A 13494-nucleotide genomic window follows, 5' to 3' on the forward strand; every position below is an offset into this window, starting at 1 on the left:
ACGGATGAAGATTTTCGCGAAAAATCACATTTACCTATAGGAGGATATTATTATGATGGAGAAACTGCAGCGGTTTGGAGGAGCGATGATGGCACCCGTAATGCTTATGCCATTTGCCGGTATTATCATCGGATTCTCGACCATTTTTATGAATGCAGATATTATGGGGGCATTAGCAGCAGACACTACGCTCTGGTATAAATTTTGGTCCATGATGTACGATGGGGGATATGCAATTTTTAATCAGCTTCCATTATTATTTGTAATTTCATTGCCCATTGGCCTGGCTAAAAAGGCAGCAGGGCGTGCGGCGATGGAATCTTTTGTAATCTATATTATTTTTAACTACTTTATTCAATCCCTGCTTACATTCTTTGGTGATACCATGTTCCATGTGGATTTTGCCCAGGAAATAGGCGGTACAAGCGGACTTACAATGGTTGCCGGAATTAAAACCATGGATATGAGCGTGATTGGAGCCATTATGATTGCTGCAATTGCTGTATGGATCCACAACCGCTGGTATGATAAGAAGCTTCCCAGCTTAATAAGCTCTTTTCAAGGTTCAGCCTTAATTGTCATTATCGGATTTGTTTTCATGATACCAATGGCTTTTGCTGTGTGCGTTGTATGGCCTGGCGTTCAATCCGCTATTTTAGGATTGCAGGAATTCTTATCAAAGTCCGGTAATTTAGGTGTATTCCTGTTTACCTTTTTAGAACGTATAACACTTCCTACCGGCTTGCATCATTTCTTATGGACACCGTTTGATTTAGGTCCTGCAGTCATTGCAGATGGCAACTGGACACACTGGATGGCCAATGTAAATGAATACGCTGCTTCCACAGCTCCCTTAAAGGAATTATTTCCTACCGGCGGATTTGCATTATATGGAAACTGTGCCGTCTGGGGAATGCCTGCCATAGCGTTTGCTATGTATAAAACAGCCCGTCCGGAGAATAGAAAGAAAGTTGCGGCGATGCTGATTTCTGCTACGATCCCTGCAGTATTGTGCGGTATTACTGAGCCTATTGAATTTACATTCTTATTTATATCACCCATGCTGTTTGCAGTAGGTGCGGTTCTTGCTGCTTTGCTCTCCACTGTTTTGTACATGTTTGGGGTCGTTGGTTATCAAGGCGGCGGGCTCATGGATTACATTACCTATAACTGGATGCCGATGATGAAGAATCATATGGGAGAAGTTATTACTCATATTGTGATCGGCTTAATCTTCTCCGTTATCTATTTTGTGGTATTTTACTGGGCGATAAAGAAATTCAATATTATGACTCCCGGAAGAGAAAAGGATATGGGCAGTGAAGTAGAATTAGGAAAGCAGACCGGATCTGCCTCCAGTGTCTTTCATGACGAAGCCGTTGGCTTTTTACAGGCTTTGGGAGGGAAGGGAAATATCGAAAGCGTTACAAATTGTATGACTAGATTGCGTCTCAGTGTAAAAGATGAAAGCCTTGTTGCAGCGGATGAGGATTTTAAGAAATATAATGCAAAAGGCGTTGTCCGTAAAGGGAAAGCAATTCAGGTCATCATTGGATTTGATGTAGAAAATGTAAAAAATGAATTTGAAAAACTGTTATAAATGAATAAATGAGGTGGATAAAATGTTAAATACAGAATTAGAAAAAAGTTCAGTTGTTATTGCCGGCGGCGGAAGCACCTACACCCCGGGAATCATACTCATGTTATTGGAACATTTAGACCGCTTTCCCTTAAGAAAGATTAAGTTTTATGATAATGACCCGCAAAGGCAGAAGGTAATTGCAGATGCATGTGAGATCATGATTCATAAGAAGCATCCGGAAATTGAGTTTCTGGCAACCTGCGATCCTGAGGAAGCATTCACTGATGTTGACTTTGTTATGGCACACATTCGTGTTGGCAAATACAAAATGCGGGAGCTTGATGAAAAGATTCCCTTAAAATACGGGGTTGTCGGCCAGGAAACATGCGGTCCCGGCGGAATTGCATATGGAATGCGATCCATTCAGGGTGTTTTAGAATTGGTTGATTACATGGAAAAATATTCACCGGATGCATGGCTGTTAAACTATTCCAATCCGGCTGCTATCGTAGCAGAAGCCACCAGAAGGCTGCGGCCGAAATCAAAGATTCTTAATATTTGTGATATGCCCATCAGCATTGAAAATAATATGCTAAAGATTTTAGGCTATGAAAAACGAAGTGATATTATTACTCAGTATTATGGACTCAATCATTTTGGCTGGTGGTATGGCGTAAGAAGCAGGGATGGAAAAGACCTGATGCCTGAGTTGAAAAAACATGTGAAAGAAATGGGATATTTTATTCCGTCAGATGCAGATGAGGCAAAGCAGCATGGAGATTCCAGCTGGAATGAAACCTACCGTATGGCAAAAGATATTTATGCAATTGATCCGGATACCCTGCCCAATACGTATCTGAAGTATTATCTTTTACCGGATACAGTTGTAAAGCATTCAGATATTAATTACACAAGGGCAAACCAGGTCATGGATACAAGGGAAAAAGAGGTTTTCACAGCATGCCGCGAGATTGCTAAGAACAATGCGTTTGAAGGCCATGAATTATCTTTGGATGAACATGCTTCCTATATTGTGGATCTGGCGACGGCATTAAAGTTCAATACTTATGCCAGAATGCTTCTGATTGTTGAAAACAATGGAGTAATAGAAAACTTTGATAAAACAGCAATGGTAGAAGTACCATGTCTGGTGACCTCCTCAGGGCCTCAGCCTTTGTCCGTTGGCACCATACCCACCTTCCAGAAGGGTATGATGGAAGAGCAGGCAGCGGTTGAGAAACTGGTGGTAGATGCCTGGATGGAAGGTTCTTATCAGAAATTATGGCAGGCGATTGCGCTGTCCAAAACGGTTCCTAGTGTTACGGTTGCAAAACAGATTTTAGATGATCTATATGAAGTAAATAAGGAATATTGGCCGGAACTGAAGTAAGATGAACTTGTAAAAGTGTGGATCGTATATATCGTTTATTGGAAAATGACAGAGTCTTATCTGTCATTTTTCTTATGTAAGAGCCGGATTTCGGTGGTATATTTTTTGCCCGGGATATGATACTATGAAAGAAATACGAAATTGAGGTGGCATCATGCTGATTGAAGCGATTAATAAAAATTACGATAAATTAAATGAATCAGACATTCAAAGCCTTTCTATTATCATGTCGATTGTATATAAAATTTCTGAAATGAGTATTGAAGACCTGGCAAACGAATGCAATACATCGAAAAGCACGATTTTAAGATTGACCCAGAAGCTAGGGTTTTCCGGATACAGTGAATTTAAGAACTATCTGAAATGGGAGAAGAAAGAACATGTAAAAGGGAATGATAAGGATATCAAATCAGACATAAGAAGCGATTTCTTAAATACGTGCCAGCAGATAGAATCCTCTGCGAATCTGTCTGCCATAGCAAAGGAAATTCATAAGTCCCAAAATGTTGTTGTTTATGGTACGGGACAGGCCCAGCGCCATTGTGCAATGGAAATGCAGCGTTTGTTTATGCAGATGAATAAATATATCTATCATGTAGGTGCAAGTGATGAGCTTTGTATGCTGTCAAAGAATCTGGGACCTGAGGATTTATTAATTGTGATATCTTTGTCCGGGAATGTGCAGAAAATAAAGGATACTTTGCAATTACTTCATTTGAAGAAAGTGAAGATCGTTTCTATTACAAATCTTCAAAGTAATTTGCTGGCGGGTATGAGTGATTACAGCCTGTATGCTGTCAGCAGTCCTGTTAAGATTGGTGAACACCTATATCATAATTCCTTTGTTAACTTTTTAACTGTTATTGAGTATGTGTTTTTGAGTTATATTGAGGTGAGTGAAGGATAGTTGCGGCCACATTGCTGGCCGCATTTCTTATGCTGTTTCCTTCCTCTCCGGCAGCTGTGGAAATGCCAATTCTTAACAGGACTCTCATTGCATAAATTATATATATGCGCCATTGCTGTAGATGAGGAGAACCGATCATGAATAAAATATTAGACGATAACTATTATGACCTAATAATTAGTAACATCATGATTCCGTACTATGATACCGGAGATAATATAACGCATATGAATATAAGGAATTCGTTAGCCCATGTTCCCAATAATACTGTGAAACCTTGTGATTTAGGAATTTACCCTTATAATGCATTTCCTTCCATCGCTACCTTAAGTTCTACGGTGAGCCTTGAAAGATCTGGTGTCGGAACGGTTCAGAGAAATCCCCATCTGGCCCTGTTTGGGCGGGGAATTATTGTGGCAGTCTTGGATACCGGAATAGATTACCAGCATCAGGCTTTTCTGTATAATGACGGATCGACCCGGATTCTTTCCCTATGGGATCAGACCATACAGGAAGGCTCGCCGCCGGATGGATTTACATATGGTACGGAATATACCAGGGATCATATTAATGTTGCATTAAAATCGGATGATCCTTTATCCATAATACCTTCCGTGGATACCAATGGCCATGGAACCGCAATTGCAAGTATCATAGCGGGGAAAGCCAGTCCGGAGCACTCATTCAGCGGCGTTGTTCCGGAATCCGAACTGGTGATTGTAAAGCTGAAGCAGGCGAAAAACAGTTTGAAAAAGATCTTTTTTGTTCCGGAAGACATTGAATGCTACCAGGAAACGGATTTAATTATTGGGATTTCTTATGTGACTTCGGTCGCCCAGAGGCTGAACCGTCCGATTGTCATATGCATTGCAATGGGCTCGAGTCAGTCAAGCCATGACGGACGGGGGGCCACCAGCTTTATTACCAATTATCTGGTTCAACAGCCTAACATCGGGATAACGATCTCTGCTGGCAACGAAGCCAACAAGCACAGGCATTATTATAACAGTATAACTGCGGAACCATTTCAAAATGATTTTGAATTAAGGGTGGGAGAGAATGATAAGCTTTTTGCCATTGAGCTATGGCCGCTTGTTCCGGCAAGGCTGTCGATTGAAATAATCGCTCCAAATAGGGAGACCACAATGGAGGTGTACCCATCACTGGGGGAATGCAGAAGATTTCCCAGTATATTTGGCCCAAGCGTCGTATGGGTCAATAATTATATTTTTGAAGAAGAGACCGGAGACCAGCTCATATTGATGCGTTTTCAGGATCCCATTCCAGGAATCTGGACGATTCGGGTGAAAAATCTTGACAATGGGCCATTTTCTTTTCATGCATGGCTGCCATCGGCAGATCTGATCTCAGAAGAGACTTTTTTTTTATATTCTGATCCGAATACAACCATAACTTCTCCGGGAAATGCAACCAGTCCTCTTACCGTCACCGCTTACAATCAATTCAGTAACAGCATACTGCCGGAGTCAGGAAGAGGCTATACAAGGACAGGGTTTATGAAGCCAGATATCGCCGCACCGGGATACCAGCTTCCCTGTGCATTTCCGGGAAACCAGTACGGAAACATCACAGGAAGCGGAACAGCGGCAGCCCATGCGGCAGGTATTATTGCTATGGCCTTTGAATGGGCAGTTTCAAGAGGAAATTATACAAATATTACTGGAATCGATGTGAACCGTCTGCTTATTCGCGGCGCCCGGCGCCCTAGTTCAACCACCTATCCTAATATTGTATGGGGATATGGTCAGATTGATATTAATGCTCTGTTTGAACGGCTAACAAGGACTTAAGCTCTTCTTGACATGCCCGGAATCCGCATTATAATCCAAACAAAGGGGAAAGACCGAAAAAATGATCTTTCCCCATGGAAACCTCTTGCACAGTATTTTCTGCATAGTCAAATGCTTTCAAATTACAGTTTTTATAACGGTTCATAAACCTCTGTCAGTTCTGTTATATTATTGCCGCTTTTATCAGTGTGGACAATTAACTTTGCAATTGTCGGTTTTTTGAAGTAACTACCACCTTGATTCAAGTAACTGATGAGCTTTTTACCGTTTGTGCCTGTGCTGCTTTCATAATCAATGTAACTAACCAAAACGTCAGCGGGGAGTATCAATTTCGTGTTACTGACCACGTCATATGTTGTCTCGCCGCTATTTTCAACCATATTACCTTTAGGAGCAAGAACTTCGATATACAAAGAGCAACTATCTCCGATTTCAAAATTTACAATTCTTATAACACTCCCGTCCACAATATTCGGTTCCGTTACCATGACAGGTATGGTACCTAAGCCTGTATTATCGGAGGCGCTCCCTGAGAACATCTTTTCAATTGAAAGGTTCCAGTTGTTCTGAAAATCTTGCCAACCAAGCCCGATAGATTCAAGATATTCGGATATATTCTCCTTGCTGTACGTCGCCCGTGAAGTGTATTTCTCCTTGTCGAGTACGCCGTCACCCGGTGTTTCACGAAAAGCAATATTCACTTCCTCAAGATTATCAATCATTACGAATAATAGTGCGGAGTTCTTAGGCGTAACCGTTATATTCCATATAGCGGACGTTTCTGCATCGTTAGGTTCATAGTAAATAGTGAGTGTATTGGGAGCACGGCCAGTTCCGTAATCGTCACCAATTGAAAAAAACTGTTGTGTATACTCTCTGTCAATTCTTGGCAGCTCGCCTATGATCTTTCCGACCGCGCTGTTATTACCCACATAAGGTGTCCGCATTGCGGAAAGTGCATAGATATCGTCCATATTTATACTCATATCAGGGCTTGACAAAACAATCGCGTAAACGGTATTTATCTGCGCCGGATAGGACTCCGCGATTTCACCGTTATAATAGACAATAACTCTATCACCGACATTAAAATGGGTCATGCTATCTTTTAATTTCACATTGAGAGAAACACTCATCAAGTCGCTGCTCCTGCGCACCTCCTCGCCCTCATCGACGATCACAAGGATGGTATTATCGTACACTTCGGCTACCGTTCCGGCAAAGTGTGGCTCTTTCGCGATATTGTGCATAGACATTGGTATTATCAGATCTAAAATGCTTCCATCTGTAGTGCGATTCACCGCGAACCCAGCGCTCATCACCGTTACAAGCACAATGGCAAGCGTAATAATCACCCTCGACGGCTTTTTGAAATTCAGCACGTTCTTTATCCTTTCTTTCATACCACCCTCTCCAAACGCAAGGGGACTTCCGTTCAAGATTTTACGCCCCGACGCCACACGGACGAGTGACAACGAATATGCGCTTTTAATCTCCCCGCCAAGTTTGCGTATCACGCATTCATCGCAGGACATTTCCATATCCGCACCCATCAGAACAAACGCAGCCCACACCAGCGGATTGAACCAATGCAGGCAGAGCACAAGATACGCGAACATTTTAACCGCGTGGTCGTGACGCCTGATGTGCGTCTGCTCATGAAGGACGATAAAGCAATGTTCCTCGTCGGTCAGTCCTGCCGGAATGTAAATCTTCGGTTTGAAAATTCCGATTACAAGCGGTGTTTTAAGGTTGTGGGCTTCATAAAGATTTCCTTCGATAAGCACCGCGCAGCAAAGTCTGCGTTTTAACACAACGATTGATACAAAACTGTAAATAAGCATAAGGGCAATGCCGAAAAGCCAAATGCAAGTACCGATAAAAATCCATATCTGCAATGGGTTTATGCTTGTGACGGGTGTGGCGGCAGGTAACGCGGCACTTACGGCTTTGTCGACAACGGTTATCCCGCTGTCAATGCGCGGAACAGCTTGCACTGCGATGTCCTGTGGGATAGGTGTGGAGTTGAATGGGAGCAAACTGAATGCGCCCTCCAAAGTAAACGGGAACACGAGCCGAAACCCAGCCACTGCCCACAGCGCATAGGAGATTATCTTCGGAGCTCTTTTAAGCGGTATCCGCGCTAAGATTATTGCGGCAATAACAAAACTTGCCGTCAGGCTCATATTGAGGACTGACAGAAAAATCCTTTCCATATCTTAGTCCCCCTTGTGTTCGTTAATTAGGCGCACAAGTTCCTCCGCCTGCTTGTTGGATAACCTTTTTCCGCCAATGAACGAAGTTAGAAAACGTGGCAGACTACCGCCGAACGTATCCTCGATATAGCAGCGGCTCTGACCCGCATAAAACTCATCACGGCTTATCGCCGACGTAACGACTGCGCCCTCGTTTTTGAAAATCCCCCTGTCGCACAACCGCTTCAGGATGGTGTATGTGGTAGATTTTTTCCACTTCATAACTTCCTCTGACAGCCGGACCAGCTCTGTTGAATTAATCGGCTCATTTTCCCAAATCAAATCGGCGAATTTCGATTCCGTTTCTGCCAATCTATAATCAATCATATGACAATCCTCCTATTGATCTACTATTAGTAAACCTTAGCTGAAGTTTACTTCAAGTAGACCTGATTGTCAAGAGCTATTTGTGCTACTAGAAAATTAGACATTTACCTTTGATGAAATGGAGAATCTATGGTTCGCCAAGATCAGTTATGAGATTTGCATTTCTGTATTGAGAGAATTAAGAAATATATAAAATAATAAGGGGAGAATATAATTCTAATATTGATGTAATTTCAAGTATTTTCAATATAAAAAAGAAAGAGCTTAAAAATCCTAAAAATCCTATATAGAATAGGGAATTTAAAGCTTAACAAAAGCAGGGGAAGAGGGATATATACTCCACAAAACGTTATAAATAAAGGAGGAAAAGACACTTCATCCGTACATGTATTCAATTTTGTAGTCAAAATATTTTGTATGCAAATAAATTTATATACAAGTGCATTTAAATATCAATATTGATTAAATATATTTATATATGAATTTAATTACCATGATTATCCAGTGAATAGATTTGGTAATATGTGGTATAATTTATATATTAATATTTATAGGTAAAGGAGAGGATCTTATGCCCCGTGGAGTACGCAAATCACCACTTGTAAAACTTAGAGATGAGCTAAAAGATACACAAGATTCAATAGAACAATACAAAGCTGCAATCAAAACACTTCAGGAAAAAGAGAAGCAAATACAAGAAGAAATTAAGTTAGAAGAATTTAAAGAAGTATCAACAATATTAGAAGAACAAAACATGTCCTTGTCGGAATTAAAGGAATTACTTATATCTAAAGCAGAAATTGAACAGGGTAGCTGAATTTTGTACCGAGAGTCTTCGTAATGAAGATTTTCGGTATATTTTTTATATAGAACATATGTTTGTATTTTTCTGCTGTATGTTATAATATAACATAAAAAGGTATCGCTGTCAGATTCACGAATGAATATTCATTGTTAAGTTGACCATTAAACCAGTCAGTAAAGACCATTTGCGAGTTAAGATTTTTTGAACCAACCGATACAAAAATTAGTGGATGAATCGCAGAAGAATATAAGCGAGTGAGATTTTACCGATGAATCAATCATTTTAAGAGGAATTAGTATTTAACGGAGAAAGGAAAGCAGAAGTGAGTTTCTGCGATTAAACCCTGCAGCATTAGAAAAGCATACACAAAGGTTGTACTAATTTAGATTGGCCGGATTTTCGATTCCGGCCAGAGAATTGGATTTTCAAAGATACTCTGGGTTATAAAAATAAATTGCCCAAGTTGTTAGCTCCGAGAAAGGTCTGAGAGGATAATGAGCAGGCATACCAGGAGATATTATGGGAGGCCATGTAAAAGCAACAAATGTGTAAAATGGATAATTGGGTTGAGTGGTGTTGGGCTGGAAGATTTGAAATATATTTACAAGATTGGCCGTAAAAGGTCCGTCTATTATCGGTCCTGTTATTAGAATAACCCATCTTCCAATGAAGTTATATAAATCAAGAGGATTTATTAAGCCCGATATTATATAGCCAGGAGATTCAAATAAGTTTCTATCACCCTGATAATTTATAACTATATTTTTCATAGCTATTTGATCGTTTTGGATATTAGAAAATTCATTGATTTGTATTTGAATAGGAGCTGGAATAATCAAGCTTTTATTTTCTCCGATGCCAAAATAATTAGTGTCATTCATATTGTATTACCTGTTTTTAATATAGTATATGCAATATATATTCTAAGAAAGCTTGGCTTTTTATTTTAGGGCTTACCGTAGTATAGGAAGAAAGGATATAAATGAGATTTAAAGCTGCAGTTGGTTTATATAAAAAATGTGAACAAGCTGCTTCCGACCTGACTGGAAGAACCAGGGTAAATACGGTGCAAATGGATTACATTATCTGTAGGGGAGAAAAAGCCCAAGCAACGAAAAGGTAGGTTACTCAGGCTTATACACGAGATGGGTCAATATTATAGTCCCCGTAAATATAAGAAATATCCAGAAAATTAGTATTTAAATGAATAAGAAACGGTTAATCAGGTCCTGATTAGGGGCTTATTTTTATACTCATTTGAGCAGAAAGGAATCATATATGAAAGCGGCCTGCAGGCGTCTGGTGGCAAGTGGTATTACATGCGAAGTATGGGCGGGCTTTGGTTTTCCGGGCCCGCCTGTATTTTCTAATCTTCACTTTTCATAATACTGCTCATACCATCTTGTTTTTCTTTTGTATTCTGATTTCTCTTTCTTTGCTTCCGGATTTCTGAAAAATCCACACACATTATTATTAGTAGCACAACTCCCAGTTTCTGAATTATAGTTGGGACATTGGTTTATGTCTGGCGCAAGAGAACACATTCCTGTCATGATTCCCACCACCTCCTGAATACATTATGAGAACTGACGTTCGAAAAGTTAAAGGAAATCATATCCAATTAAATAGCAAATTAAGGAGATAAAGTTGATAAAAGCACATTTACGTATCAATTTAAAGATCATCAATATATTGTGGTTCAATTTCCCTTATTTCTCCTTCCGGCTACAATTCGTCATCATTATTATACACTCCACATGCGGTGACACGAAAGTTTATACTATGTGGCGAAAATACGGGGTTTTACAACTAAATTTTAGAAACGGTTTCGGTCGAATAATTGTCTTAAAAACAAAAGTCTGATAATATCTCTTAAATTAAAATCATGAAAGCGACGGCGGTGGCGTCTGCGGCGGTCTCTATCTCTGTCTCTGTCCCTATCTCTGTCCCTATCTCTGCCATCCCTACCTCCGAAACCATCAAAAGGTATCTGCTGAGATAAACTCTCTCCCATCTCCTGTCCATAATAATCCTCGTACTCGAAATTACTAACAAAATTATCAATCAAATTGTCCCAATCCCTGAGAGACTCTTCTCCGGTCATATTGTTCGCCGCAATAGTGGATCTAACAGTTTCATTTAACATTGCATATAATTCCGGAAATTCAGAGGCGAATGCATATAATTCCATATAATAATTACTCCTTATTCATTTTTTAGCTATTTTACTTTTAATATATAATATTGAGTAAATCAATAATAGTTCACGTATTTTATTGAATTATTTATCACATAGGGGCAGCAAGAAACGAACCTCAAACAGATGGGGGAAGACCGGTAAGACTGTGGGACCCTATCGGCACTAAAAAGGTTGTAGCCGAAAAAGAAAGTATGGGATTTTAAATGTAATACCTGCTTTTTGTCTAAGATAAAAATACCTAATATCTGAGAAAAAGAATGGTTAATGTAAAGAATTGTTGTTTACGTGTAACTAAATTAGTATTTACAGAATTATAGTACATTAAAAACTAATATTGATAGTTAGAAGAGTTTATTGTATTATTAATTAAAAATAGATTTATCGTATAATTGTTATTGGGATAAGAGGAGGAATATATGCTTTGGGTAGCGATAGTTTTGATTATGCTGGCAATCATGGTGATGTACTTAGCAATACCTGGTGGCAGGCTTTGGAAGCAATATCTTACAGATGTAAAACGTTCTATGACCGAAACAAATAGTCAAAGAAGCACACAGAGTATATTTACTGAAGAGTGTGTTGCTGAACTGCCCGTTCTGCTCCGGCAGCACATCATCAATGGGGGCTATATTGGAAAGCCTTTTATGGATAACATACTGATACATTTTCATGACACTAGGTTTCGTATGTCAGCAGGCAAAAAGCCAATTAAAATTAAATTCATGCAGGTTAATTTTGTAAATAGGCCAGATCGACACGCATTTTTGACAGGAAGAATTGCGGGTATTCCATTGCACGCCAAAGACAGCGTATTGGACGGATTCGGCTCTATGATAGGTATGCTTGCCAAGCAGTTCGAGCTTTTCCACTCTACTGGGGCAGAAATGGATCAAGGTCAGTTGATAACGGCGTTGGCAGATGCAGTATATATGCCGTCCTTGTTTTTACAGGAATATGTATCGTGGACAGTCGTTGACAATTGCACGATTGAAGGTGAGATATCATGGAAGGGCGTTACTGCTAAAGGAAGATTTACTTTTGATAATAATGGCAACATAATACGTTTTGATACCAATGACCGATATATGGATAATAACGGGAAAGGCAGTTCGCTGGTACCATGGCATATAACCTATTCTGATTACAAAGAACAGAATGGTTACTTTCAGCCGGGAAGTGTTAGTGTAAGTTGGAGGCTCCCTGATGGTGACGATACATATTTTGTGAGCGACCATATTGAGGTTCTATACTCAATTAATGAAGCAATTTTATGACTTAATTATTTTACAGCGCAGCAGTAGGTTGTATTTTTTCTCAAAAGATGAAACTCTCAAATTTTAATTCAATACGGTAATCGCGAACTACTAACTATCATTATTAGTTAGTAGTTTTTTTGCAGTAATTTAGTCTGTAAAATTAGCATTGTATCAGTGAACTTTGAAAACTTAATATTGATAGTTAGTAAGTATTGTGATATTCTTTTAAAGATGATTTATAAAATGTGCAGATAAGCAGGAAATTGTGGGGTTATCTACTTGTATGGTGAATTGAGAAATAATAAAAGTAATTTAGAATACCGTTCAATTATTTTAGCTACAATAATAGGTGCGATTTTAGGATTGGTGGCAAAGCTCGTGGATGTACCTGAGATTACTTCGGTATTGCCTATATTTGATGATTTATTCGGGCGATTTGGTATATGGATTTTTGTAGCCTCTATATTGTCTATTTTTTCCAATACGCCTATAAATGCAGCAATAAAAGTATTTAGTTTTTTTGTTTCAATGCTTATTATATATTATACATATACAATATTATTTCTTGGTTTTTTTCCGAAAACACAAATAATTTTATGGAGCAGTATATCACTAATTTCACCTATGTGCGCAGCTGTTATGTGGCATGCAAAAGAAACGAAACGAATTGCTAATATCCTTGCGGCTTTACCAATCGTAGTAATGTGTACGGAATGGTATATAACAGGAAGCGAGAATACATTACTACTCGTGATATATTTATGTATGATAGTATGCCTGCTAATCTGTGTACCCCAAAAGGTGAAGCGTAGCCTGCCCATTATCGTAATTGCGGCTGTGACGACTATATTGTTGATAAAAACAGGCTGGATGGAATTAATATATGGAAGGTTATTAAATGTATAAGTTTTGATCCGATTAACTATGTTCTCGTTATGAACATATAACGAAGCCAATAAAA

Annotated in this window: 12 protein-coding genes; 7 read left to right on the forward strand and 5 right to left on the reverse strand. The window is 39.3% G+C overall.

The window, feature by feature from the left end:
* Positions 1 to 52 precede the first annotated feature (52 nt).
* From BMX69_RS03155 to BMX69_RS03170, 4 genes are all read left to right on the forward strand, one after another.
* On the forward strand, positions 53 to 1600 hold the full coding sequence (locus tag BMX69_RS03155; RefSeq protein ID WP_100041537.1) for an alpha-glucoside-specific PTS transporter subunit IIBC: 1548 nt from the start codon (positions 53 to 55) through the stop codon (positions 1598 to 1600).
* 22 nt (positions 1601 to 1622) lie between these two features.
* A complete protein-coding gene (locus tag BMX69_RS03160) occupies positions 1623 to 2972 on the forward strand; it encodes a 6-phospho-alpha-glucosidase (RefSeq protein ID WP_100041538.1) in 1350 nt (449 codons plus the stop codon).
* Positions 2973 to 3126: 154 nt separating this feature from the next.
* Positions 3127 to 3879: a MurR/RpiR family transcriptional regulator gene (locus tag BMX69_RS03165; protein ID WP_054789847.1), complete on the forward strand. Its 753-nt coding sequence runs from the start codon at positions 3127 to 3129 to the stop codon at positions 3877 to 3879.
* A 137-nt stretch (positions 3880 to 4016) separates the two neighbouring features.
* Positions 4017 to 5690: a S8 family peptidase gene (locus BMX69_RS03170; RefSeq protein WP_100041539.1), complete on the forward strand. Its 1674-nt coding sequence runs from the start codon at positions 4017 to 4019 to the stop codon at positions 5688 to 5690.
* A 131-nt stretch (positions 5691 to 5821) separates the two neighbouring features.
* Here the strand turns inward: BMX69_RS03170 and BMX69_RS03175 are convergent, their stop codons facing one another.
* Together BMX69_RS03175 and BMX69_RS03180 are read right to left on the reverse strand one after the other, a co-directional pair.
* Entirely contained in the window at positions 5822 to 7906 is a 2085-nt protein-coding gene (locus BMX69_RS03175; RefSeq protein ID WP_100041540.1) for a M56 family metallopeptidase, read from the reverse strand.
* A 3-nt stretch (positions 7907 to 7909) separates the two neighbouring features.
* Complete coding sequence (locus tag BMX69_RS03180; protein ID WP_100041541.1) at positions 7910 to 8272, reverse strand: BlaI/MecI/CopY family transcriptional regulator; 363 nt, start codon at positions 8270 to 8272, stop codon at positions 7910 to 7912.
* Positions 8273 to 8843: 571 nt separating this feature from the next.
* Between BMX69_RS03180 and BMX69_RS03185 the strand changes: the two genes are divergently transcribed.
* Positions 8844 to 9089, forward strand: a complete 246-nt coding sequence (locus BMX69_RS03185; RefSeq protein WP_025232143.1) for a hypothetical protein — start codon at positions 8844 to 8846, stop codon at positions 9087 to 9089.
* Between the two features lie 413 nt (positions 9090 to 9502).
* Here the strand turns inward: BMX69_RS03185 and BMX69_RS03190 are convergent, their stop codons facing one another.
* The 3 genes from BMX69_RS03190 to BMX69_RS03200 all read right to left on the reverse strand — a co-directional run bounded on the left by BMX69_RS03190 (position 9503) and on the right by BMX69_RS03200 (position 11268).
* Positions 9503 to 9958, reverse strand: a complete 456-nt coding sequence (locus BMX69_RS03190) for a hypothetical protein (RefSeq protein ID WP_054789850.1) — start codon at positions 9956 to 9958, stop codon at positions 9503 to 9505.
* Positions 9959 to 10450: 492 nt separating this feature from the next.
* Positions 10451 to 10630: a hypothetical protein gene (locus BMX69_RS03195; protein ID WP_054789851.1), complete on the reverse strand. Its 180-nt coding sequence runs from the start codon at positions 10628 to 10630 to the stop codon at positions 10451 to 10453.
* 263 nt (positions 10631 to 10893) lie between these two features.
* On the reverse strand, positions 10894 to 11268 hold the full coding sequence (locus BMX69_RS03200) for a hypothetical protein (protein WP_054789852.1): 375 nt from the start codon (positions 11266 to 11268) through the stop codon (positions 10894 to 10896).
* Positions 11269 to 11693: 425 nt separating this feature from the next.
* On the opposite strand from BMX69_RS03200, the gene BMX69_RS03205 reads away from it, so the two are divergent.
* Both BMX69_RS03205 and BMX69_RS03210 read left to right on the forward strand, forming a co-directional pair.
* Positions 11694 to 12551, forward strand: coding sequence for a DUF6544 family protein (locus tag BMX69_RS03205; protein WP_100041542.1), 858 nt, complete (start codon positions 11694 to 11696; stop codon positions 12549 to 12551).
* Positions 12552 to 12812: 261 nt separating this feature from the next.
* The gene (locus tag BMX69_RS03210; RefSeq protein ID WP_100041543.1) at positions 12813 to 13439 is read left to right on the forward strand and encodes a hypothetical protein; all 627 of its coding nucleotides are present in this window, start codon (positions 12813 to 12815) and stop codon (positions 13437 to 13439) included.
* Positions 13440 to 13494 lie beyond the last annotated feature (55 nt).

The sequence above is a fragment of the Lacrimispora sphenoides JCM 1415 genome, from assembly GCF_900105615.1.
Lineage (GTDB): Bacteria > Bacillota > Clostridia > Lachnospirales > Lachnospiraceae > Lacrimispora > Lacrimispora sphenoides.

Coding starts and splice junctions, on each gene's coding strand:
- BMX69_RS03180 (WP_100041541.1), bottom strand. CDS start 8,272: ATGATTGATTATAGATTGGCAGAAACGGAATCGAAATTCGCCGATTTG.
- BMX69_RS03160 (WP_100041538.1), top strand. CDS start 1,623: ATGTTAAATACAGAATTAGAAAAAAGTTCAGTTGTTATTGCCGGCGGC.
- BMX69_RS03205 (WP_100041542.1), top strand. CDS start 11,694: ATGCTTTGGGTAGCGATAGTTTTGATTATGCTGGCAATCATGGTGATG.
- BMX69_RS03185 (WP_025232143.1), top strand. CDS start 8,844: ATGCCCCGTGGAGTACGCAAATCACCACTTGTAAAACTTAGAGATGAG.
- BMX69_RS03175 (WP_100041540.1), bottom strand. CDS start 7,906: ATGGAAAGGATTTTTCTGTCAGTCCTCAATATGAGCCTGACGGCAAGT.
- BMX69_RS03170 (WP_100041539.1), top strand. CDS start 4,017: ATGAATAAAATATTAGACGATAACTATTATGACCTAATAATTAGTAAC.
- BMX69_RS03155 (WP_100041537.1), top strand. CDS start 53: ATGATGGAGAAACTGCAGCGGTTTGGAGGAGCGATGATGGCACCCGTA.
- BMX69_RS03195 (WP_054789851.1), bottom strand. CDS start 10,630: ATGACAGGAATGTGTTCTCTTGCGCCAGACATAAACCAATGTCCCAAC.
- BMX69_RS03190 (WP_054789850.1), bottom strand. CDS start 9,958: ATGAATGACACTAATTATTTTGGCATCGGAGAAAATAAAAGCTTGATT.
- BMX69_RS03165 (WP_054789847.1), top strand. CDS start 3,127: ATGCTGATTGAAGCGATTAATAAAAATTACGATAAATTAAATGAATCA.
- BMX69_RS03200 (WP_054789852.1), bottom strand. CDS start 11,268: ATGGAATTATATGCATTCGCCTCTGAATTTCCGGAATTATATGCAATG.